The organism is Haladaptatus sp. ZSTT2, from assembly GCF_037081775.1.
In the GTDB taxonomy this organism is placed as follows: domain Archaea; phylum Halobacteriota; class Halobacteria; order Halobacteriales; family Halococcaceae; genus QDMS2.
In genome coordinates this window covers 104536-126170 of sequence record NZ_JBAMHQ010000001.1, presented here as the reverse complement: position 1 = coordinate 126170, position 21635 = coordinate 104536, and the positions used below count along the sequence as shown (strand labels likewise).

General features: G+C 60.9%; 28 protein-coding genes. 11 read left to right on the top strand and 17 right to left on the bottom strand.

All coding sequences use genetic code 11. From position 1 onward, the window contains the following. Window positions 1-92: 92 nt before the first annotated feature. Both V5N13_RS00640 and V5N13_RS00635 read left to right on the top strand, forming a co-directional pair. Window positions 93-548 (top strand): YbhB/YbcL family Raf kinase inhibitor-like protein, encoded by a 456-nt coding sequence (locus V5N13_RS00640; RefSeq protein ID WP_336359184.1) that lies wholly within the window; start codon window positions 93-95, stop codon window positions 546-548. A 42-nt stretch (window positions 549-590) separates the two neighbouring features. Then, the gene (locus tag V5N13_RS00635; protein WP_336359183.1) at window positions 591-902 is read left to right on the top strand and encodes a hypothetical protein; all 312 of its coding nucleotides are present in this window, start codon (window positions 591-593) and stop codon (window positions 900-902) included. Window positions 903-920: 18 nt separating this feature from the next. On the opposite strand, the gene V5N13_RS00630 is transcribed toward V5N13_RS00635, so the two are convergent. From V5N13_RS00630 to V5N13_RS00615, 4 genes are read right to left on the bottom strand one after another with little or no spacing between them, the layout of a single operon-like run. Next, a complete protein-coding gene (locus tag V5N13_RS00630; RefSeq protein WP_336359182.1) occupies window positions 921-1280 on the bottom strand; it encodes a hypothetical protein in 360 nt (119 codons plus the stop codon). Further along, window positions 1259-2782: a DNA polymerase domain-containing protein gene (locus tag V5N13_RS00625; protein ID WP_336359181.1), complete on the bottom strand. Its 1524-nt coding sequence runs from the start codon at window positions 2780-2782 to the stop codon at window positions 1259-1261. Before V5N13_RS00625 ends, V5N13_RS00630 begins: the two co-directional genes overlap by 22 nt. After that, entirely contained in the window at window positions 2779-3039 is a 261-nt protein-coding gene (locus tag V5N13_RS00620) for a hypothetical protein (protein ID WP_336359180.1), read from the bottom strand. Before V5N13_RS00620 ends, V5N13_RS00625 begins: the two co-directional genes overlap by 4 nt. A 3-nt stretch (window positions 3040-3042) precedes the next feature. Beyond that, complete coding sequence (locus tag V5N13_RS00615; RefSeq protein ID WP_336359179.1) at window positions 3043-3714, bottom strand: hypothetical protein; 672 nt, start codon at window positions 3712-3714, stop codon at window positions 3043-3045. Window positions 3715-3912: 198 nt separating this feature from the next. On the opposite strand from V5N13_RS00615, the gene V5N13_RS00610 reads away from it, so the two are divergent. From V5N13_RS00610 to V5N13_RS17140, 3 genes are all read left to right on the top strand, one after another. Continuing rightward, the gene (locus V5N13_RS00610) at window positions 3913-4524 is read left to right on the top strand and encodes a hypothetical protein (protein WP_336359178.1); all 612 of its coding nucleotides are present in this window, start codon (window positions 3913-3915) and stop codon (window positions 4522-4524) included. 382 nt (window positions 4525-4906) lie between these two features. Further along, the gene (locus tag V5N13_RS00605) at window positions 4907-6913 is read left to right on the top strand and encodes a bacterio-opsin activator domain-containing protein (protein WP_336359177.1); all 2007 of its coding nucleotides are present in this window, start codon (window positions 4907-4909) and stop codon (window positions 6911-6913) included. Window positions 6914-6981: 68 nt separating this feature from the next. Continuing rightward, window positions 6982-7131: a DUF7563 family protein gene (locus tag V5N13_RS17140; RefSeq protein WP_442904935.1), complete on the top strand. Its 150-nt coding sequence runs from the start codon at window positions 6982-6984 to the stop codon at window positions 7129-7131. A 122-nt stretch (window positions 7132-7253) separates the two neighbouring features. Here the strand turns inward: V5N13_RS17140 and queC are convergent, their stop codons facing one another. The 5 genes from queC to V5N13_RS00580 form a co-directional block, all read right to left on the bottom strand. Next, a complete protein-coding gene (gene queC / locus V5N13_RS00600) occupies window positions 7254-7946 on the bottom strand; it encodes a 7-cyano-7-deazaguanine synthase QueC (protein ID WP_336359176.1) in 693 nt (230 codons plus the stop codon). After that, on the bottom strand, window positions 7943-8542 hold the full coding sequence (gene folE, locus V5N13_RS00595) for a GTP cyclohydrolase I (RefSeq protein ID WP_336359175.1): 600 nt from the start codon (window positions 8540-8542) through the stop codon (window positions 7943-7945). The genes queC and folE overlap by 4 nt, the downstream gene beginning before the upstream one ends. A gap of 1 nt (window position 8543) precedes the next feature. Beyond that, window positions 8544-9311 (bottom strand): 7-carboxy-7-deazaguanine synthase QueE, encoded by a 768-nt coding sequence (locus V5N13_RS00590; protein ID WP_336359174.1) that lies wholly within the window; start codon window positions 9309-9311, stop codon window positions 8544-8546. Then, on the bottom strand, window positions 9311-9766 hold the full coding sequence (locus tag V5N13_RS00585; protein ID WP_336359173.1) for a 6-pyruvoyl trahydropterin synthase family protein: 456 nt from the start codon (window positions 9764-9766) through the stop codon (window positions 9311-9313). Before V5N13_RS00585 ends, V5N13_RS00590 begins: the two co-directional genes overlap by 1 nt. 87 nt (window positions 9767-9853) lie before the next feature. After that, the gene (locus tag V5N13_RS00580; RefSeq protein WP_336359172.1) at window positions 9854-10219 is read right to left on the bottom strand and encodes a winged helix-turn-helix transcriptional regulator; all 366 of its coding nucleotides are present in this window, start codon (window positions 10217-10219) and stop codon (window positions 9854-9856) included. A 123-nt stretch (window positions 10220-10342) separates the two neighbouring features. Between V5N13_RS00580 and V5N13_RS00575 the strand changes: the two genes are divergently transcribed. From V5N13_RS00575 to V5N13_RS00555, 5 genes are all read left to right on the top strand, one after another. After that, window positions 10343-10447, top strand: a complete 105-nt coding sequence (locus tag V5N13_RS00575) for a C2H2-type zinc finger protein (protein WP_336359171.1) — start codon at window positions 10343-10345, stop codon at window positions 10445-10447. A gap of 116 nt (window positions 10448-10563) precedes the next feature. After that, entirely contained in the window at window positions 10564-10731 is a 168-nt protein-coding gene (locus tag V5N13_RS00570) for a DUF7331 family protein (RefSeq protein WP_332898875.1), read from the top strand. A 335-nt stretch (window positions 10732-11066) separates the two neighbouring features. Continuing rightward, on the top strand, window positions 11067-11723 hold the full coding sequence (locus V5N13_RS00565) for a helix-turn-helix domain-containing protein (protein ID WP_336359170.1): 657 nt from the start codon (window positions 11067-11069) through the stop codon (window positions 11721-11723). A 2-nt stretch (window positions 11724-11725) separates the two neighbouring features. After that, a complete protein-coding gene (locus tag V5N13_RS00560) occupies window positions 11726-12280 on the top strand; it encodes a SprT family zinc-dependent metalloprotease (RefSeq protein ID WP_336359169.1) in 555 nt (184 codons plus the stop codon). A 102-nt stretch (window positions 12281-12382) separates the two neighbouring features. Then, a complete protein-coding gene (locus tag V5N13_RS00555; RefSeq protein WP_332898872.1) occupies window positions 12383-12535 on the top strand; it encodes a hypothetical protein in 153 nt (50 codons plus the stop codon). A 63-nt stretch (window positions 12536-12598) separates the two neighbouring features. On the opposite strand, the gene V5N13_RS00550 is transcribed toward V5N13_RS00555, so the two are convergent. Continuing rightward, window positions 12599-13753 carry a tubulin/FtsZ family protein gene (locus tag V5N13_RS00550; RefSeq protein ID WP_336359168.1) on the bottom strand — a complete coding sequence of 385 codons (1155 nt, stop codon included), beginning with the start codon at window positions 13751-13753 and terminating at the stop codon, window positions 12599-12601. A 78-nt stretch (window positions 13754-13831) separates the two neighbouring features. After that, window positions 13832-14626: a hypothetical protein gene (locus V5N13_RS00545; RefSeq protein ID WP_336359167.1), complete on the bottom strand. Its 795-nt coding sequence runs from the start codon at window positions 14624-14626 to the stop codon at window positions 13832-13834. A gap of 275 nt (window positions 14627-14901) precedes the next feature. Between V5N13_RS00545 and rtcA the strand changes: the two genes are divergently transcribed. Further along, window positions 14902-15921 (top strand): RNA 3'-terminal phosphate cyclase, encoded by a 1020-nt coding sequence (gene rtcA, locus V5N13_RS00540; RefSeq protein ID WP_336359166.1) that lies wholly within the window; start codon window positions 14902-14904, stop codon window positions 15919-15921. Here rtcA and V5N13_RS00535 read toward each other — a convergent pair. The 6 genes from V5N13_RS00535 to V5N13_RS00510 form a co-directional block, all read right to left on the bottom strand. Continuing rightward, window positions 15893-16759: a DMT family transporter gene (locus V5N13_RS00535; protein WP_336361401.1), complete on the bottom strand. Its 867-nt coding sequence runs from the start codon at window positions 16757-16759 to the stop codon at window positions 15893-15895. The genes rtcA and V5N13_RS00535 overlap by 29 nt on opposite strands. A gap of 132 nt (window positions 16760-16891) precedes the next feature. Next, on the bottom strand, window positions 16892-17446 hold the full coding sequence (locus tag V5N13_RS00530; RefSeq protein ID WP_336359165.1) for an NAD(P)/FAD-dependent oxidoreductase: 555 nt from the start codon (window positions 17444-17446) through the stop codon (window positions 16892-16894). A gap of 32 nt (window positions 17447-17478) precedes the next feature. Further along, on the bottom strand, window positions 17479-17964 hold the full coding sequence (locus tag V5N13_RS00525; protein ID WP_336359164.1) for an SRPBCC family protein: 486 nt from the start codon (window positions 17962-17964) through the stop codon (window positions 17479-17481). Window positions 17965-18024: 60 nt separating this feature from the next. After that, a complete protein-coding gene (gene lrpA1 / locus V5N13_RS00520; protein ID WP_336359163.1) occupies window positions 18025-18453 on the bottom strand; it encodes an HTH-type transcriptional regulator LrpA1 in 429 nt (142 codons plus the stop codon). 68 nt (window positions 18454-18521) lie between these two features. After that, window positions 18522-19460, bottom strand: coding sequence for a thiamine pyrophosphate-dependent enzyme (locus V5N13_RS00515; RefSeq protein ID WP_332898865.1), 939 nt, complete (start codon window positions 19458-19460; stop codon window positions 18522-18524). Next, entirely contained in the window at window positions 19457-21355 is a 1899-nt protein-coding gene (locus V5N13_RS00510) for a 2-oxoacid:acceptor oxidoreductase subunit alpha (RefSeq protein WP_336359162.1), read from the bottom strand. Before V5N13_RS00510 ends, V5N13_RS00515 begins: the two co-directional genes overlap by 4 nt. Window positions 21356-21635 lie beyond the last annotated feature (280 nt).

Below are 21635 nucleotides of genomic sequence, written 5' to 3'. Positions count from 1 at the left end.
TTTCACGCAGATATTACTTAACAGTATTACTGGTAACACTGGCTGGATGTACGCAACAAAACGATGCAGCGCCACAGGGTGAGGGAACCGAGATGACGACGTTTACACTGACCAGTTCGGCGTTCGCAGATAGTGAACCGATTCCACGAAAGTACGGCTACAAAGCAGAAAATGTGAACCCGCCGCTCTCGATTGCGGGCGTGCCCGAGGGGACACAGTCGCTCGCGCTCGTTATGGACGACCCGGACGCGATGGAGCCTGCGAGAAAGGTGTGGGACCACTGGGTGGTCTGGAACGTAGCCCCGACGATGACCGAGATTTCGGAGGGGTGGAATCAGGCGGGCGCGACAGTAGGAAAGAACAGTTTTGGCGAGTCGGGCTATGGCGGGCCGAGTCCACCGGACAAAGCACACACCTACCGGTTTTTCGCCTACGCGCTCGACAAGACGCTCTCGCTCGAAGCGGGCGCGACGAAAGCCGACCTGCAATCCGCGATGGAGGGGCACGTCCTCGCAGAGTCGTTGCTGACTGGCACCTACGCGCCATGAGAGAAAGGGGAACTGATTACGCATGAGTGCGTACTCCCAGCCATGTACCTCTCGCGCCCCGTTCGAGCAATCATCGAGGAACCACACGCTGGCGAGACCGTCACGCTCATTCTTCGATTTCCCGATGGGCAAAGCGAGTCCGACGGCGACCGCGTGGCCGCAGCCGTCGAAGCCGCGGGCGGCGACGTGGTAAAGCGCCTCTCAACAGGTGGGCTCAAGGTCGTCGCAGACCACGAGAACGTGCAAGCAATCACCGGCGTAGACGGCCTCGAAGCGATCGAAACCGACGATACACTGCATATGGCGCTTGACGGAGCCGGCGAAGACGTGGAGTATCCCGGCGAAACGCGCTAACACGGCTACGAAAGAGATTCAGTCAAACGCAGACAAGCCGAGTTGCCGGTCGCCCCGAAGGTAATGCCTGATTCGGTCTCGATTCCAGCCGAGCGGTGAGACGACGCTCTCTGCTGCGCGGATGAGAAGCGTTTCGTAGTAGTCGGCGTCGTAATCGTCACATTCCTCAAAATGCAGGCGAACGCGCTCTGCTGAGCGCGCGCCGTCGTTCACCACGACGTAGCGTACGTCTTGGCCGGGATTTCGTGTCATCCCGTGCTGGGCGTACCGTTGAAGGGCAGAGACGGTGTGGGTGCGCTGGCTGTAGCCCGCGAGGGGCTTCGAGACGCGCTTTCTGATAACCAGTGAGTTCGGGTCTACGTCACCGCGGCGAAGCACGCGGAGGTGCTGACGGAGGCGGTCGCAGACGGTTGCTGCGTCGCGGTATCTGTCGAGCGTGTCGAGCAGGAGAGGCTATCAACGATACCGTGGACGATTTCCCACCCGACCTCTTCGAGGTGAACCTTCGACCGGAGGAGGATGTCGCGGGCGTAGGCTTTGATGGCTTCGTGGCACTCGATGCGCCCGAATTTGGCGTTTCGGTAGCCCTGATAGCCAAAGCACGTGACGAGAATCCACTTGAGCGCGCTGACACGCGCTTCAAGCGAGGCGCGTTCTGCCTCGGGCGGGTTTGCCGCGAGGCGGGCTTTGAACTGTGCCCGGTCGTCCAAAATCGGCTGGAGGGTCGCCGGGAGAAAGCCCGGGCGGTCACAGAGTTCGTAGCCGAGTTCAGGAACGACTGTGTGCTCACGGTCGCAAGAACAACACACCGTCTCCGGACTGATGTTGTGCCGACAGATGATGGTGGGATAGAGGGAGGCAAAGTCCACCTCGTAGACGTTCTCGTGGAGGCCGACCCGTGGTTCGAAGATGAACCCGCCGCGGTCTGCGGCGTGGAGGGTGCGCACGTCTTTGAACCCCTCTGGGTCCCACTTGTTCCACGGGATGAGAACGCCGCGAGCAAGCGCTTCCCGAATCTGGACGGACGTGAGAATGGTTCCAATGCTTCCCCAGCCAGTCTCCTGAAAGGGTCGCCACGACCGGGAGACGAGGTCGAGCAACCCATCGAGATTCGATTTCGACCAGAGAAAGCTGTTCGAGATGTCGAGGACGACCCGGCCGGGGACGTTGTCTCTGGCCGCAGAGAAGCCGACCTGCCCGTAGCTCTGATAGGTGTTTTCGCCCGCGAGCTGCGACCAGCCGGGCAAGCGGCCGAGCGAGAGCGACACGTCGAGGTCGTCTGCTTTCCGCCCGAGGAGGGGAATCACGTCGCCGTTACTCACGACGAGCACGTCCGGGTCGTCACCGTCGAGACGGTGGCGAAGTGCCTGTAACACCGCGGATTCCGCCCCTTTCACGTCCTCACCGTTGAGCGTGATGTGTGAGAGGTCACCGTCTGCGAGCGCCTTTTCAGAGAGACGAATCGAGAACGTCGAAAGTGGGTACTTGGGTGTCGGGTCGATTCCCCGCTCCAAACAGTAGCGAAACTGCGGGGCGAAATCGACGTTGAACAGCCGGAACGTCCCGGGGGCGAACCGCCCGCGTTCGTGGGTGTGGCGCAGTTCACGGGCGAGCGGTTGGACGTCGTCGATTCGTTCGACATCGACGCGGAGCACGGAGTCGGGAGCGTCCGCGAGTAAGTCGAGCCGCCACTGCTCGGTGGCGATGTGCGCAACTTTTGGGTCGGTGCGGAGGCGTGCTTCCAGCCACTCGCGGGCGTCTACCGGGCCAGCCACGTAGAGGCGTGGTCGATACTCAGTGACTCGCGTTGCCTCGACAGTGTCAGGAGTTTTTCGCCACTCGACTACCTCGTCTCCGAGGAAGTCGATGGTGAACGTCATCGCTCGCTATCTGAGTGGGTGTGGTGGTCGCGCAGCGCGGCGAGTTCGCGTTCTTGAAAGAGCAGCATCGAAAAAATGATTGCGCGCTCTGGGTCGGGGGCGTTCAGGTAGCTTGCGGCGTCTGCGTACTCCTCGGCGCGGGCGAGCAGGCGGTCGAACTGCGGCTGGGGGTCGGCTCTGAGCGCCCGGCGGAAGGGAGCCATGCGCGTCTCATAGCGCCGGAGGAACTGTCGATAGGTCGGATTCGTCCGGCCCACGGCTCAGGCCTCCGCGTCGAACCAGCCGTTGTCGGCGGCGGTGATGACGGGGTCGAACTCATCGACAGACCCGAACAGTTCGACCCAGTACGGAATCGTCGTCTGCCAGAAGCCCTCGCCCCAGTAGACGAGCGTCTCGAAGTCGGGGGCTTCGTAGCGATAACCGAGGGCGGTTTCAGTGCACGTAATCTCGGTGTCCGCGTGGGCAGCGACGAGGGGTGAAAGGCTGGTTCCTGCCGACGTGACGAGCACGCGAACGCCGAGCGACATGGCGAGTTCGCGCAGGATAGTCAACGACGCCCTGAGCAAGTCTTCGCCCTCGTAGTCGGGCACGTCGTCGTCAGCGTACAGCGCGTCGATTTCGGGGACGACGAGCAACTTCGTCTCGGGCGTGGTTTGCGCGACGAGTTCGCAGACAAGGGTGTGGTGCTGGTAGGCAGTAAAGGCCCGCGCGATGCGGACGCCGCACAGCGCGTGTTCGCTTGGGGCGAGGTCGTAAAGCGCGTAGGTCGAGGCTGTCTCGTGGGTATCAATCCAGAGCGTTTCGCCCTCGCCAGTGAGCAGGTCGTTGACGACGAGTTGTGGAAGCGCCAGCGACCGCCCTGCAGGACGGTGTAACTGCGTCACGCCGTCCCCGAGCGAAGGCAGGGCCGAGGAGTAGGAGCCAACAGTCATGCGTTATTCGTGGGTGAACAGTCGCAGAATAGTGGGATAACGGCGACCCATCCACCCACGGTGAAAGTGGGGATGGCGGTGGTCAATGTTGGCTCGCTGCCTGTGGGTTTTGGTGTGGTAGATGGAGAAAGTCACCTGCCGGAAGTGAATTTCCTGTGAACGTGTAGGATTTTACCGCTCGCCGGTGAACGCACCACCATGTCCGAGGACTCTCTGCTTTCGAACACGGGCGTGACGGTCACGGAGGACGACCCGACGGCCGAGGCGACGGTGTCGCCACAGGTGGCCGCGTTGCTCACGCCGAATCAAGACCGCGCGGACGCGATTGGTGCAGATCTCTTGCGGATGGACGACGAGCGCTTCGAAATCGTGTTCGGCCCGGCGCTTGCGGCGCTCCACGAGGCGGCGGGCGAACTCCCCGACGGCCCCGCCGTGTACGTCGTCGGCGTCGAACTCGATATGCGGAAGGTGGGAACCGAGACGAACCTCCACGAGGAGGCGTCGGAAATCATCCATAACGCGCGCTTGCTGTTCGCCTACGCGCCAAACGAAGCGGGAACCGGCGCGACGTTCGCCCACCTCACCGAAGAGCTGGACGGCGTTGACGACCTACTGCTTGTCCTCGGGGAGAGCGACCGCATTTCCGGCGCGGAGACGACCCTTGCCGACCTTCGCCGCGAACTGGCCGCCCGGCAGGCAGAATGCATCCAGCTACTCGCAGAGAACCCCGAACAGGCGACGGCACAGTTTCAGTCGGTGTTCGCCGCACCGCTGTTCGCCTACGAGCAGGTCGTCGGAGCGAGCGAATAAGTGAGAACCACAACCCGTCACGGCGATGCGTCGGTGAAATGGGAAATTAACGTCGGCGGAATTCCGCCAGTCAGCGAACCAGAACGGGCCGTTTCTGACCGAATTGGGCGGACGGACGGTGAACCGTGAGTCGTCCGAGACGCTCGTAGTCCCCCGTATGTAAACGATGCGGGGGCGTCTCCTGACGGTGGTGAAAGTGGTTCGTAACTAATGTGGTAAGTTGAGTATATCTTGGGTATGCACCGCATGGTGGAAGATGCCGGAATTATTCTGCTCATTCTCGCCGCCATCGTCGGCTACTGGCTGTTTTTAGCCCTGCTCTATCTCAAATTCGTGTGACCCGTGCCATACCTATTTGCACGGCCGGAACCGAGTCACTGCTATGGGTACTCAGGACGGTTCGCGGCTGTGCGTGCTCTACGTCGGGCGCGAGGAAACCGCGGACGCGGTGGCGACAGCCCTCAAACGGGACGTAGAAGCAGTGCGCGTCGTGACCTCCGAAACCGACGTTTTAGCGGCACTCTCTCCTGCGATAGATTGCGTGATTACGGAAGCACCGTTGGCAGACGACGACACGGAAACGGTCGTCCAGACGGTAAACGAATTCGACCAGCACCTCCCGCTCATCGTCTACTCACACGGCGCGAGTGAGGCGCTTGCGAGCCACGTCACCGCGATTGGCGTCACGAAGTATCGACTCGCGGCAGAGACGGACGTAGAAGAACTGGCAGCCGACGCACTCGCGGCGGTGCGGGCCTACCGAACGCGCTTCGAGACGCCCACGGACGAACTCAGCTTGAAAGAGCGGGCGATGAACGAAGCGCCGGTCGGTATCGCCATCTCGGATGCGACTCAGCCGGACAATCCGCTGAGCTACGTAAACGATTCGTTCGTCGAGATGACGGGCTACACCGAGTCGGAAATCCTCGGGCGAAACTGCCGATTTCTGCAAGGAGACGACTCAGATCAAGCAGCCGTGACGGCCATGCGCGAGGCCATCGCCGCAGAAGAGGAGGTCGTCGTCGAGGTGAAAAACTACCGCAAGAACGGCGAGCTGTTCTGGAATCGCGTAAACATCGCGCCGATTCGAGATTCGGACGGCGAGGTGCGCTACTTCGTGGGCTTCCAGAACGACGTGACCGCACGAAAGGAGGCCGAACTCGCGCTTGCGAGAGAACGCGAGCATTTGGCAGCCCTCCTCGACCGCGTCCAAGGTCTCGTCCAAGACGTGACCCAGACGCTCGTGCGGTCGGTGAACCGCGAGGAGATAGAGGAGACAGTCTGTAAGCAGTTGGCGAGCGCAGACCCCTACGTCTACGCGTGGGTGGGCGAGGTCGATGTGGGAACCGATGAAGTCGCCCCGACGCAGTGGTCGGGCGAAGCGCTCGTCTCGGTGGGCGACATCGGCGTCGATTTGAACGACCCTGCGGCGGCGAACAATCCGACCGCCCGCGCCGTCAAAACCGGAACCATGCAGACCGCCCGCGTGGGCGTTCGCGGCTTCGGGCGGGGCTACCCAACCCGCGTTACCGAAGTGGCGGCCATCCCACTCGTCTACGACGACGTGACCTACGGCGTGCTCACGGTGTGTACTGACCGTGATGGCGTGTTCAACAACCGAGAACGCGTCATCCTCGAATCCGTGGGTCGCGCCGTCGCAAGCGGCATCAACTCACTCGAAAGCAAGAAAATCATCACCGCGGACAACATCGTGGAAATCGAGTTGGAGTTCGAGAGTCAGGCACTCTTTTTCGTGGACATCGCGGCGAAAACCGGCGCGGAACTCGACTTCAAGCAAGCGATGTACCAGCCAGACGACTCGCTCGTGTTGTTCTTCACCGCGAGCGGGGCAGACCCGGAAGCGGTGGCCGAAGCCGCCACAGAATGTCGAGAGATTGCGGCGGTACAACTCGTCGCCTCAGACGACGACGAGAGCCTGTTCGAACTCACGCTCGCAGGCGAGTCAATCGTGACCGACCTCGCCAACTACGGCGCAAAAACGCAGGAGATCACCGCCTACGACGCGGGTGGGCGAATGAAAATCGAGTTACCACAGGAGGCAAACGTCCGCCAGCTCGTCGAGTTGATGAAACAGGAGTATCCCGGCACCGAACTCGTGAGCTACCACGAACACCACCGCAGACCAACGACGAAACAGGAGTTTGTGGGGTCGCTCAAAGAGCGGCTCACCGAACGCCAACTTTCGACGCTCCAGCGGGCGTACGTCGCGGGCTTTTTCGACTGGCCTCGGCCGGTAAACGGCGACGACCTCGCCACCGCGATGGGCGTCTCGCGGTCGACGTTCCACGAGCATCTGCGCGCCGCAGAGCGGAAACTGTGTGCCGAACTGTTCGAGCGTCCAACAGAACCCCGACTAGTGAGGGAGTGAGAATTAGTCGTCAATCGGCGTATGAGTAGTTGGGTGTGAGGCACACGTTGCAAACCCCACCTAGACCAATGCCAACCTGCACTAACTGCGATGCGCACATCTCGAAACGATTCGCACAGGTATTCGCCGACTCCCGTGGTCGGATACTCGCGTGTCCCCGTTGTTCAGCGAATGCCGGAATTGCAGAAGCTGCACGAATCCGTGGTCAACGGGCCTGAGTACCCCTACGACCACACATAACTTTCCAGCCCAGCGACGGCGAGAGCTATCCCCGCGAACGCTCGTCCGTGCCTCGTTGAACCCATTTTCCTCCTCAGTACATCATTCTCTGCGTTGTAGCCTACGTTCTGTAGGACGGCCGCTCTGCGTACTCGATTGGGTCGCGGACACCGACATCCTCGAACGCTCTGAGCCGGATGGCACACGAATCACAGACGCCACACGCAGGTGCGTCTTCCTTATAACAGCTCCATGTGTGCTCGAACGGCACGTCGAGTGAGACGCCGTGGGCCGCAATCTCCGTTTTCGTCCACTCGACGAACGGCGCTTCGAGCGAGATGTGGGTGTCCGGTTTGGTGCCCACGTCTGCGACGGCCTGAAACGCCTCAAAGAACTCGGGACGGCAGTCGGGGTAGCCCGCGAAGTCCTCGCTGTGTGCGCCGATGAACACGGCCGCACACTCGTTCGCTTCGGCGTAGGAGACGGCCATCGAGAGCAGGTTCGCATTCCGGAACGGAACGTACGTGTCCGGAATTTCCTCGCTGTCTAAGTCGGCGTCGGCCACGTCGATGCCCTCGTCGGTGAGCGCGGACGCGCCAATCTGGGCGAGGTGGCTTGTTTCGATATGGAGGAAGTCGGCCGCGTCGAACTCCTCGGCCAACTGCCGGGCGCACTCGTACTCCTTTCCTTCGGTGCGCTGGCCGTAGGAGGTGTGCAAGAAGTAAAGGTCGTAGCCTCGCGATTTCGCTTCTGCGGCGGCGGTGGCGCTGTCCATCCCGCCGGAGACGAGGACGACCGCCTTTGGCTGGCTCATCGTGACCCCTCCGCCCGGTCGATGGCGTTCTGGAACTGAGTGCGCTCTTGGTCGGTTGGCTCACCAACGGCAACGTTCGTGCGCGTCTCAGTCTCGGTTTCGACGCCGCGCATGGCCTCGCACATGTGGCTCGCCGAAATCTCGACCAGTACCGCCTCTGCGTCGAGTTCTGCCTGCAAGCCGTCTGCAATCTCGCGGGTGAGGCGCTCTTGCATCGAGAGCTTTCGCGACTGCCAGCGCACGTAGCGCGTGAGCTTCGAGAGGCCAACGACCTCCTCACCGGGACGGTAGGCGATGTGGGCCGTCCCGTAAAACGGCAGGAGGTGGTGTTCACAGAGGCTGTAGACCGGAATTGCCGTCTTGATGACGAGACCGGACCTCTCTGCGGGAAAGGTGCGCATCGTCGGCTTTTCTTCGGTTCGGAAGCCCTCGGTGAGCGTCTCGAAGGCGTCGGGAACGCGGCGTTCCCACGTATCGACCAGCCCGTCTCGGTCGGGGTCTGCGCCGACGGCTTCTAGCAGCATGCGAACCGCTCGCCGCGCCTTCTCGTGATCGTAGGTCGATTCCGTCTCGGGGATAAGGGTAGCGTCAGTCATCTCAAGTTCCGGGGGCGTCGTTCCAGAGGTCGACGTGGAGGCGGGGGGTATAGCGGAAACCGTACTCCATCGCCAGGTCAGCCGTTCGTTTGCGCGTCTCGTCTAAAGCCTCACGGGTTTGGCCTTCGGGCATCAACAACACGTCATCGTCCGCGAGCGACGCGCCAGTCGCGCGAACGGCCGCGACGATGTCCGTGATTTCGGCCATGTCGTCGGGGCCGGTAACGACGAATTTGAGCTGCGTGTCGTAGGTGGCGACGAACTGAGACAGTTCAGAGATGTCGATGCGGGCCTCCTCGTGGCGGGCTTCCCACTCGCCGTCGCCTTTCGGGTCGCGTTCCGGCGTTGGCGTACTGGAGGCGAGTTTTGGACTTACGCTCGCGAGGTCGATTGGTGCGTCGCGGAAAATCGTCCCGTTCGTCTCGACGGTGGTGTGATAGCCCGCTGTGGCAAGGCGTTCGAGCAGCGTAACAGCCGTCTCGTGAATCAGCGGTTCGCCGCCCGTGAGGACGACGTGGTCTGCTTCGGTGTGTTCTGAAACCGCCTCGACGATTTCATCGACGGACATCCACGCGTGGGTTGGCTCCCACGAGGTGTGATACGAATCACAGAACCAACACCGGAGGTTACAGCCACTCGTGCGGATGAACACGGAGGGGACACCGGCGAGTTTGCCTTCGCCTTGCAGTGAGTAGAACAGTTCGTTGATTGGCAGGCCATCGCCGTCTTCCGGGCCGTCGCGTGTTGGCGTTTCTGCGTTGACTGGCATCAGCAGGTCACGCCACAGAGTTCGCTCGTCTCACGAACCAGCACGGAGACGTCCGCGACGTTGTCGGGGAGTTCTGCGAGCAGGCGCTGTTCTAAGATGATGCCCATCACTTCGGCGGTCGGCGGGTGGTCGAAGACGACGAGCGCGTCGCCGTCACCCGAGGCTTTGAACGCCTCGATGAGCGGGTCGCCGTCTTGGAGCAGAAAGCGGTGATCCCAGTCGTCGATGACGCTGGTGACGTCACCTTTGTCCACCACCCAGCCGTCCTCGGTCAGGTTGCCGCGAACAGTAACGGAGATCTCGTAGTTGTGGCCGTGTGGACGGCTGCACTTGCCGTCGTGGTGCAGCAGTCGGTGTCCACTGCTGATACGAATCGGGCTGTCGTGGCCGATTCTGAGTTCGTGGACGCGCTCGGTAAGCGACAGGTCATCGCGCTCCGAGGTTCTTGAGAGCATACTGGGGGAATATCGGGAGAGGTATTAGTTGTTTCTCATTTTAGGACTGTCTGGACGGAAATCGTACCAACCTGAGAGATACTGACGCTACTGTGCCGGTTCGTCTGCCGGCATGAGGTGTTCTTTCCCCCAGTCTTGCATGGCGATGATGATGGGTTCGAGCGACTTGCCACGGGGAGTCAGCGAGTATTCGACGCGAAACGGTTTTTCGCTGATGACCGCCCGGTTGACCAAGCCGTACTCCTCTAAGTTTTCGAGGCTGTCCGAAAGCACTTTTGCGGAGATGCCATCGACGGCGTCTTTGAGCGCGTTGAACCCAGACGGGCCGTGTTTCAGCAAACGGTGGATGATGACCGGGTGCCACTTTTTCCCAAGAATCGTCGCCGTCGAGGTGATTGGACACCACTCCTCGCCTGCACACCAGACGGCGAGTGGGGCTGTTTCATCGTTCATGGAGGGTGATACACGGGCCAGCACTAAAAGGTTACTTCGAGGTACTTACTAACCAAGTGTAACTATAGTGCCGGATGTTCACTCGACGACACGCTTTACCGGGGTCTGAGCGTAGAGGAGAGCATGGACGAGGCTGAGAGACGCCACACCTGTCACGTGTGTGGCAGGGTGTTCGAGAGCGAGACCGCGCTCGATGAACACGTGCGAACGGTTGGGTTGGCAGACTGAGCGCGGAGTTGTTCACGATTGGTCAGACAATAGTATGACATATGGTAGCAAGGGTTATGACCTAGGGGTTGGTAGCAGTGGACGTAGCGTGAGACACCCCACTGCTACCATACCAAATGACCCCCACAACTGACCCGAAACGCCAGGACGAACCTCCAGCCGATGACTACCTTGAGTACGGACAGCTCAAACTCACAACGGGTGAAATCGTAATTTACGACCGAACCAACCCGGAGGCATGGATTCAAACAGACGAGGCGATCTCGATTACGGCGAGCGTCTGAGTGTAAGTCTGTATCCTGTGAAACCGAAGTGACTGTGTGCGGTTTTTCGCACACGGTCGCTACTGCGATGTTGTGTGTTTCAACCACTGGTGAGCGGTGAGATTCCCTAACCAACTGCCAACGATGCTGTCTGTTCTGTCAACACGATATGGTACGAACAACAATTATTTACCGGCTCTCGAAAGCCTTAGAGTATCTATGAGCGTGGAGGGAACTTGTGAGCGTGTACTTGTTCACACGGCAGGGGCGTCTCCCGGGGGTTTCATCGATGACCGTGGGGGGGTTGACCACTCAAACGGGAGCAACGGACACCGAATAAGAACGCGAGCCCAGCGATGATTTTCGTCGAAGTGCATCTGGATACTCCAGTGCTCCAAGAGGCGTTGACCAGCAACGCAGACGCCGTGGTTACCGTCGAAGAAAAACGGGCGCTCCCCTCCAGCGTCGTTCGCTTTCTGTTCTGGGCGTGTAGCGAGAACTTCGAAACATTCGAGGAGGCACTCGAGACAGACCCGACCATCACGTCACCGTCGGTGTTACATGAAGTCGACAACAAGCGACTCTATCGCGTCGAGCTGACCGAAGCCGGAAAAGCAACCACCGTCCATCAAGCGTACGTCGAACTCGACGCGGTGATGCTCGAAGGCAAAGGCACGGACGAGGGCTGGTTCCTGCAGATGCAGTTTCCAGACCGCGAGACGTTCAAGGAGTTCAGAACGCGGTGTGGGGAAGTCGGCGTCGACGTGAAACTCTACACCATCTACAACCAGATCGACTCCTCAACCGAAGAGGCCGCCTACAACCTCACGGAGTGCCAGCAAGATGCGCTCCTCGCCGCCCACGAGTCCGGCTACTTCGAGATTCCGCGGAAGGTCTCACTTGCAGACTTAGCAGCGCAACTCGGCGTGTCGAGTCAGGCCGCCTCAGAGCGGCTTCGGCGTGGAACCGAGCGGCTGGTCGGCCATTCGCTCGTCGAGCGGGCGAACAAGTAAGAATGGGCTCGGGAGCGACGAGCCGTACACAGCTCGTAGAACGAGCAGAACGCTACGCGAAAACGGTGGCGTTGCCAATCGACTACTCGACGGTGTCCTGGGAGGTTTCTGAGCGAGCGCGCCGTCGCGCGGGCCAGTGTCTCTACAACCCACAAACCGGTGCGGTGACAATCCGCCTGACGTGGGCCGCCTTTGAGGCGTACGGCTGGGAGCAGTTTTCGGGCGTCGTCCGCCACGAACTCGTCCACGCGTGGGAGTTCCAGCAGTTCGGTGCGTCGAATCATGGCCCGCGTTTTCGGCAGAAAGCCCGCGAGGTGAACGCGCCGCGTACCTGCGAACGGTTCACCGACGGCCGCCTCGCCCTGTCGTGTGCAGACGAGTCGTGTGACTGGCACGCAGAGCGCCACCGTGCCTCTTCGGTCGTGACGAATCCGGGGCGCTATCGGTGCGGTGCCTGTCGCAGTCCCCTTCGCGTTACGCACCGTGAGTCGGGGGAGTCGTGGCGGTCACACGATGGCTACGAACGCGCCCGCAGGCGAATTGGCGAGGAGTGGTAGTGGTCGCAAATTATAATGATTAAACACCTTATACAAATATTCAGATTCTACATGAACGACCATTACATTTATCTACGTCTTCCCCATTGACACAGACGCATCATGACACCAGCAGCCTACACCGACGGCGAAAACACCGGCGCACCACTCGTCCCCTTGGTCACAGACACGAACCTGACAGCCGACGGCGGGACAGACACGACACGAGAGTACCTCCAAGAGATGGTGTGGAGCCACCGCACGGACGACGCGTGATTCAGTACCAGTCCGGCCCACGAACCGATTCCGTATGAGCCAGTTTTCTGTAACGCAATCACCCTAGAACAGCGGTTCTATCGTCTCATCCGTATCCATGAGCGACGCGAGCGCATCGGGGGCGAACTCAGCGCGGTCTGCCATGTTCTGCTGAGCTTCGATGGCGACTTGCTGGAGTTCCTTGATGCGCGGGACGTCGTACACCCCCGAGAGGAGGACAACCGCACCGAGGTGGTCTGTGTCCTCAATCGGATAGTCGCCGCCGCGCACTTCCATGCTCCCGGTCTCTGCTTCGAGCCACTTGCGTCCGCGTTCGATTCCCTTTCGGTCGAGATGTCTTGGTCTTCCTGCGACGATGAGGAGCGCGCGCTCTGTGCTCTCAATGTTGCACGGCAGACTGAGTCGGCCGAGTGCCGCCCGGCGCACGACCGACAGCACGCGGTTGGTCGCGTTGTCGTCCGGCTTCTCGTCGCCTTTGAAGCGCGCGAGCAAGCCTTGTGGCCGACTCGCTTCCGCGACGGCGTACCCAATCGTGGAGACGCCGCCCGACCCGAGCGTGTTGATGAGCTCACTCGCATCGACGACGCTCTCGGGGACGAGGCCGTTCGTCGCCTCGCCAGAGCTGAACAGCAAACCGAGTCTGCGTGCAATCTCCGCGTTCATCTCTCCGTAGCTGTCTTGGACGCTCTCGCCGCTCTGTCGCCAGGCGTCGTTATCGAACACGAGGAGGTTGTCCACTTCGCGGACGAACGTCTGGAACGAGCGGGCGGCGTTCAGCGTGTAGATACCGCCTTCGTCTGGGCTTGGCAAGAGACCAAGGCCGTAGACGGGTTCGGTGTAAAGGCGTTTTAGCTCGCGGGCGATGACTGGCGAACCGCCGCTGCCCGTGCCGCCGCCGAGTCCGGCGACGATGAGAAACGCATCCACGTTGTGCAGCGGAATGTCATCGATGACAGAGAGCACCTCTCCAATATCTTCAGTAGTGACGATAGAGCCGAGCTCGTTGTCGGCTCCGACGCCGTGGCCCTTCACGCGATACTGGCCAATCAGAACGCGGTGGCGCTCGCTGATTCGTTTGAGCCCCAGCAAATCCGCCTTCGCCGTATTCACGGCAATCGCCGCGGCAACGAAGCCGCCGCGCGATTTCAGGTCGTATTCGATGAGTGCTTCGACCACTTTTCCCCCCGCCTGCCCAACCCCGATGAGTGCGACTTTCATTCGTATCCCCCAAAGAACGCAGTCTAGAACGTCGGGAAAGGAGAAAAAATCAACTGTGTGGACAGTCAGGTGCCCGACTCAGTTGAACACGTCGTCCGTGTCAATCGTCTCGGTGACGACGGCGGCCCGTCCCGACTGGGAGACGGAGATGTCGTCGTAGTCGTCGAACGCCTCGTCGCTCCCGTCGTTTTCGTCAACCCAGTCTTCGACGTCCCCAAGGTCTACGTCGTCTGCTTCTTCGAAGACGCGAACCCATTTTCTGGACGACGTTTCAGTATCGAATTGGATTCGCGCCCCACGCGCCACCTCGTGTTCGAACTGGCCGTTCTCGGGGTCGTCAATCTCGGTTTCCTCGTGTGTGATCGCGTACAGGAAATGGCCACCGCCGAGTTCGTCCACGAGCGTGGCGAAATCTTCACTTTCGGCCATGTACCGATCTTCCTCGCCGTTCGAGGTGTCGATGAGCGTTTCGAGTCCGTCTATCGGACCGTCTTCGGACGCAGAGCCGTAAAGGAGCGTACTATCTGACACCCCTGCTGCTGCACGACTGCCGAAGTTTTCTTCCGGTCCGAGAAAGAGGGTGTAGCCCTCGTACTCGTCATCCTCATCGAAGTCCGCGTCTTCGAGTTCGTCCACCACGTCTTCGACGGTGAACGAGCCCATGAACACCCGCATTGTTGGGGAAATAACCATGCCTTCGACTTCATCGAAGTCCACGTCAAGCGCGCCCGGTGGCGAAAAGAAGTCTTCGAATAAGTCGTATCCGTCGTCGAGTTCGTCTTCGTACTCCGCGATGGCTTGTGGCTCTATGTAGTAGGTTTGGTAGTGGTCTTGGTTACGGAAGGTGCCGGGCTCTGGGGCCAATTGGTCCACGACGTGTCGCCGACGACGAACGGAATCGAGCTGCACCCCGCGAGTCCACCCATCGCACCAGCACCGACCAACAGCCCTGTACTCCGTAGCATTCGCCGCCGAGAAAGTTCATCAAACCCCATATGTTTTCAATTATGACTCATCAACTGGTTGTAAATAGCTTCTGGTCTGACATATTTTCTCAGGAAGTCGGGTGAAAATTGATGAGTGCACATCGGAGCTAATCGCGTCGGGCCGACAACAGACCTTTCTCTGCCGCCCACCGAAAGAGCGTGATGCGAATCGTTTCGGGACAAACCGGCGGCGGGCAGATACTCAGAACTGCGTTGAGCCTCAGCGCGCTCTCCGGAACGCCTGTCACCGTAGAGGACATTCGCACCGCACGCCCGACGCCCGGTCTGAAACGCCAACACTGCGCGGTCGTCGAAACGCTCGCCACCATCTGTGATGCGACCGTGAGCGACATCTCGGTCGGCACCGAGACGCTCACCTTCGAACCGGCTGCCCCGACCGGCGGCGAGTTCAGCGTCGATATCGGCACCGCAGGGAGCCTCACGCTCCTGTTCGACGCGCTGCTCCCGCTCGCCGTCGCCATCGACGAACCGCTCACGGTGCGAGCAACGGGCGGCACGGACGTGCAGTGGGCACCGACCGTCGCGTGGTACGACCAGGTCAAACTCCCATTGCTCGCCCACTTTGGCCTCGATGCGTCGCTTAGAGTCGACCGCACCGGTTTCTACCCCGTCGGCGGCGGCGAGGCCACACTGACGCTCGCACCCTCTACGCTGGCACCACTCTCCATGCCAGTGCGTGGCGACCTCAACGCGATTGCGATTACCTCGAAAGCATCGACGCATCTCCGGAAGGCGAACGTCGCAGAGCGGCAAGCGATCGAAGCGCGCAGACTGCTCGAAGCCGACGGACACGAGGTGGCCGCCCAAACCGTGACCACCGTCGAAAGCGCCTCGCCAGGGTCCTCGCTGCTCGTACGGGCCGCCTACGATGCGACGGTCGTGGGATTCGATACGCTCGGAGAGAAGGGGAAAGTCGCAGAGAAAGTCGCCGTGGCCGCCGTCAACGCCTTCCGAGCGTTTCACGCGACCGGAGCGACCGTCGATTCGTTTCTCGCAGACCAGTTGCTGCTCTGGCTCGCGCTCGCAGGCGGTGAGTTCGTCGCACCCACCCTGTCCGGACACGTCGAAACCAACCGCGAGGTCATTTCGCAGTTCGGCTACGACATCGACGTACGCGAGGTAGAAACCGGCCTCATTCGGTGTTCCGCGCCGTCGTCGTAACGTAGATTCCGGCGAGCACGACGGCTCCGCCGACCACCGTGAGCGGCGTGGGAACTTCTGCGAGGAGACCAAAGGCGAGGAGCGTACTCCCCACGGGTTCACCGAGCAGTGAGACGCTCACCACACTCGATTCGACGTGGGCGAGAGCCCAGTTGATGACGGTGTGGCCGAAGATACCTGGCCCAAGCGCCATCGCGAAAAAGAGGAGCCACTCGTTTGTGGGGTAGCCCGTGAAGGGTTCACCCTCCGCGAGCATGAGCGCGAGAAGCACCACCGCACAGACGCCGTAGACGACGGTGACGTACGGGACGAGCGCGATGCGCTGGCGCAGCGAGCGACCAGCGAGGACGTAGGCGGCGGCGGTAATCGCACCCGCCACGGCGAGCGCGTTGCCGAGCAGTGGGTTCGAACCCGTCACGGTCGTGCCGGTCAGCACGTCTCCGAGCGACATGACGAGCATCCCGGCAAGGGCGATGCCGATGCCGACGACGGTGCGACGGGTGACGCGCTCTGAGAGCAAGAAAAACGCCCCGAGCGCGACGAACAGCGGTTGGGATTGGACGAGGGTGACGGAGGCGGCGACGCTCGTCCAGTTCAGGCTCTCGAACCACGTTGCGAAGTGGACGGCGAGGGCGACGCCCGAGAGGGACGCAAAGAACAGGTCGCGCGCGGAGAGTCGGCGGAGGTCGTCTCGGTAGCGCGTCGCCGCAACTGGGGCGAGCAACGCGAGGGTGAACAGGACGCGATAAAAGGCTTTGACGAGGCTCGGTGCGCTGCTCCACCGGACGAGAATGGCGCTCGTGCTCACCGCCACGATGGCAACGGCGAGCGCGGCCATTGGCGGGATGCGCGTTTCGAGGCGAGCCCAGTCGGTCACACCGTGAAGTGGTGGTGGTCGCCTCTTACGTGTATGGGTCTGATGCGGGCGACTGGGTGCGGTTTTCCGGGCTGAGAAAGAAGGGAAATTCGATTACTCGTCGTCGTCTGGCGTGTCGAAGTCGTGGAACGGCTTGCCCTGCTCTTTCGAGAGGATGTCGAGGGCGGCCGCCGCGCCGCCGCCGACCGAGATGGCCGCCTGAATCTTGTCCTTTCGCGCGGCCCACCCCGCGGCGTAGGCGTTTTCCACGGACGTTTCGTTATCAGAATCGACCGAGATGGTTCCGTCGTCGTTCAGGTCACAGCCCAGTTCCGTCGCTACATCACGGGACTCGCCCGTGGCAAACACGACGTAGGTCGCGTCGTACTCGCCGCCGTCGGTAGTGAGACGGAAGCCGTCGTCGGTTTGCTCTACCGCCGTCACCTCTTCGTCACGGCGGTCTGCCCCCTGTGCGTCTACCTGTGCGCGGCCGACACGGAGGAACTCGTCGCCGTCGATTTCCTCGATACCGAGATAGTTGTGGAGATCCGCGTAGTGGAGGGCGGTTTTGTCCGTGTCGAACACCACCGTCTCGAGGCCGTTTTTCGCCGTGAACAGCGCGGCGCTCAGACCGGCTGGGCCGCCGCCGATGATAGCAACGCCTGTCATAGTGTGGCATACGCCAACTGCAGGAAAAAGGGTTAGGCCTGTTCGAGCACGCGCTTCGTCGCCCGGTGGCGGCCGCGAAACATTCCCTCAAAGCCAACAGCGGAGAACGGAGTGACCGCCCTTCCCAGTTTGCCGCCGGGTAGTTCGTACTCAACGCGGTCGTGGACGATAGTGTCCGCGCCGTCTGCGCGAAACGAGTGGGTGTGTTTCCACCGCGCGAACGGCCCGCCCTGCATGATGTCCTCGAACATCGCGCTGTCTTCGCCCTCCGTGCGCTTCGTGATGACCGACGTCCAGCGCTGTTTCGGGCCGACGCCAAACGGTCTAAGTGACATCGAAATGCGCGTTCCCGGGGCGAGCGTTTCGGGGTCGCGATCGCCATCCGGGCCAGTCACCGATTCGATGGTGAGGTGAAGCCAGTCGGGGGTGAGCGCCTCCAGTCCCTCGATACGAGAGTGAAACGCCCACACCTCGCTGAACGGGGCACGAACACGCGTCTCGCGCTCGAATACGGGCATGGCTCTGGGTAGGGAAGTGAGACGTAAATCTTCGGTGGTGGCGGAAGTCACGGAGCCAACTTATTTCAGCCGTTCTTGCAGAAACGAGGGGTGGGCCGCCGTCACGCCGTCGATAGAAAGGATGTTTTCTGAGATGACTTTGCCAACCGACGCGCCGTCGGGGGCGCGCACTTCTGCCATCAGCATGTGGTCGCCACTTGAGGAGAACAGTGATTCGACCGAGTCAAGTTCGGTCAGCGCCCTCGTCGCTTCGACGTAGCGCTCTGAGGCCACCTCGATGCCGACGAGGGCGATGGTTTGGCTCGTGAGTTTCTTCGGGTCAACATCGGCAGAATAGCCCACGATGACGCCCTCAGATTCGAGCTTCGAGATGTACTTGCGAACCGTCGGCTTAGAGACCCCCGCCAGTTCAGCGATTTCAGCATACGACGCCTGTGCGTCTTTCTCCAGAACGGCGAGAATGCGATTCTCCGTAGACTCCGCGCTCATGAGACGCACTTTTCCGTCCGTGAAAAAATATCTTCCGTTAAAGAAAACTCCGTATCGGAGTTGGAAAGTTACTTGTGGCGCTCTAAGAGGGAGTCTGCGGTGCGCTCCCACTCGTAGTCTTCGTCGAAGTAGCGCTCTGCGAGCGGTTCTTCCGGCATCTCGCCGGTTGCCTGCTTCTCCTGCTGGTAGGAGGGACGCTCGTCGTCGACGTAGAAGCGACCGGTGAGCACCTGTCCCTCGTGGAGAGCGTTTTCGGCTTCGAACATCATGTCCGCGGCTTCGCGGCGGTCGTGGGTGTCGAAGTCGTAGTCGTCAGACTGCTGGATGTCCACGTACGGGACGTACTGACGGGCGTCCTTGTTCCACGTTGGACATTGGGTGAGGAAGTCGATGTGGGCGAAGCCATCGTGCTCGATGGCTTCCTTGATGATTTCCTTCGCCTGATTCGGGTTGACCGCGGCGGTGCGAGCGATGTAGGACGCACCGGAGGCGAGCGCCAGCGACAGTGGGCGGACTGGGTCCTTTGCGCTGCCGTGGGGCTGGGTCTTCGACTTGTGACCTTTCGGGCTCGTTGGCGAGGTCTGGCCCTTCGTGAGGCCGAAAATCTCGTTGTTGAACACGATGTAGGTCATGTCGTGGTTCTCGCGGGCGGTGTGCATGAAGTGGTTGCCACCAATCCCGTAGCCGTCACCGTCACCGCCAGCGGCGATGACTTCGAGGCCGGGGTTTGCGAGCTTCGCCGCGCGGGCGATTGGCAGACTGCGGCCGTGTAAGGTGTGGAATCCGTAGCTCTCGAAGTACGACGAAAGCTTGCCCGAACAGCCGATACCGGTGACCATGAGCACCTCGTCGGGACTGCGGCCGACTTCGGGCATTGCCTGTTTCAGTGACTTCAGGACACCGAAGTCACCACAGCCTGGACACCACGTCGCCTGCGGTTCGATGCCGGGCGTGAACTCGTTGCTGTCAATCTCGCGCTCTTCACCGATTGCGCTGAATACACTCATTGGATAACACCTGCTTCTGGAAGGTACTTCGTCCGCTCGTTCGAAACGTCGTCCTTGCCTTCGACGATGGTCTCTTCGAACGCCGTGACGATGTCCTGTGGGATGAACGGGTTGCCGTCAAACTTCAGGAGGCTCGCCATCTTCTCGCCGTACAGCCCGAGTTCTTTGCGGGCGAGGCCGCGGAACTGACCTGTCGCGTTCATTTCGACGACGATGACCTCGTCTACGCTCTCTAAGAACGCAGCGAGGTCCTTCTTTGGGAACGGCATCAGGTCGCTCACGCCGAGGCCTTTGACCGAGTGGCCCGCGTCGTTGAGCGCGGACACGGCGTCCATGACAGCCCCTTGCTGAGAGCCCCACGTGATGATACCGTACTCTGCGTCCTCCGGCCCGAACGTGGTCTGGTGGGAGGCGTCGTTCGTGTCTAAGTCCTCGCGGATGGCTTCGAGCTTCTGGGCGCGACGAGCCATCTGGTTGATGCGGTTGACGGGGTCTTCGCTGATGTGCCCTTCCTCTGAGTGCTCGTTCCCGGCTGCGAGGAAACGACCACCCTTCTGGCCCGGAATCGTGCGTGGGCTGACACCGTTTTCGGTATCGTGAAGGAAGCGCTTGAACTTGCCCGACTCGTGGTGGGCAGCCTTGGCGATTTCGTCTTCCGTGAGGACGGAGCCGAGGTCTGGGTTCGGCTCGCGGTCGAAGAAGGACTCGTCTACGTTCACCATCTCGCCAGAAATCTTCTGGTCGATGACGATGATGGACGGAATCTGGTACTCGTAGGCGAGGCGGAACGCTTCGCGCGTCTGGTCGTACGCCTCTGCGGCGTTGCCCGGCGCGAAGACGAGCCGGTTCGAGTCGCCCTGACTGGAGTAGAGGATGGACTCTAAGTCGGATTGCTCCGGCTTCGTTGGCATCCCCGTGGATGGACCGGCGCGCATTGCCTCGATGAGGACGACCGGCGTTTCGGTCATCTCCGCGAGGCCGAGTGGCTCGCCCATCAGGGCGAAGCCGCCACCGGACGAGCCGCTCATCGATTTGACGCCAGCGTGGCTTGCACCGATGGCGAGGGCCGCGGCAGCGATTTCGTCTTCCACCTGCTCAGAGATGCCGCCGAACTGCGACAGGTTCTGAGACATGATGGTGAACACTTCTGTCCACGGCGTCATCGGGTAGCCCGAGATGAACCGACAGCCCTCGTCGAGCGCGCCGTAGGCGATACACGCGCTTGCCGAGATAAGCACTTGGTCTTCGTCGTGGTTGCCCGTTGGGACGCGAAGGTCGTGGCTGAACTCCTCTTCGGAAACGATGTCGTAGGCTTCCTGCAGGATGTCCAGGTTGGCTTCGAGCACGTCGCCGCGCATGGCGTCGCGCATGAGCTCCTTGATGTGTTTGAGGTCGATATCGAGGAGCGCGGCGGTCACGCCAACACCAGCGGTGTTGCGCATGACCTCGCGGCCGTGTTCGCGAGCGAGCGACCGAAGGTCCATCGGGTAGACGTTCCAGTCGTTTTCTTCTACGCGCGCCTCGAAGTTCGGAACCTCAGAAACGTCGATGAGGCCTTCGTCGTAGACGATGATGCCGCCTTCGTTCAGCTCGTCTAAGTTCTCTGCGAGCGGCTTGATTTCCTCGTTGCCGTAGATGGCGTTTTCCTTTGGATTGCGTGCGAAGGAGTCACCAAGGGCGAGGAGGCAGTTGTAGCCGTTGCCGCGCGAATTGACGGGATTTTCGCTCGCACGGACTTCGACGTAGGTGTGACCACCGCGAATCCGCGATGGGTAGTGACGGTGCGTGAATACGTGCAGACCTGCACGCATCAGGGCCTTTGCGAAGTTCTGGCTGGTCGAGTCAATCCCGTCCCCCGAACCACCAGCGATTCGCCATACAAGGTCCTCAGTCATTGAGAAATCACGGCGCCTGTGTGGGCCATAGCGAAGATTGACGCCTTGTGATTAAAGAATTTGCCATCCATTGGCACAGATTAATTATGAGGTATTGGTATATATTAACACGAAAGATAACACAGGAACGCGGCGTCAGGGAGTGGGTTGGGACGCCTCTTACGTATGTATTTTGCATGCGGTGTGGGCACGCTCCGTCGTGTGAGTCGATTGATTTGACAGGGAGTGTGTCAAAACCGAATATTCGAGAATTTTGGCGTTTGAGAAGCCGACACCCAAA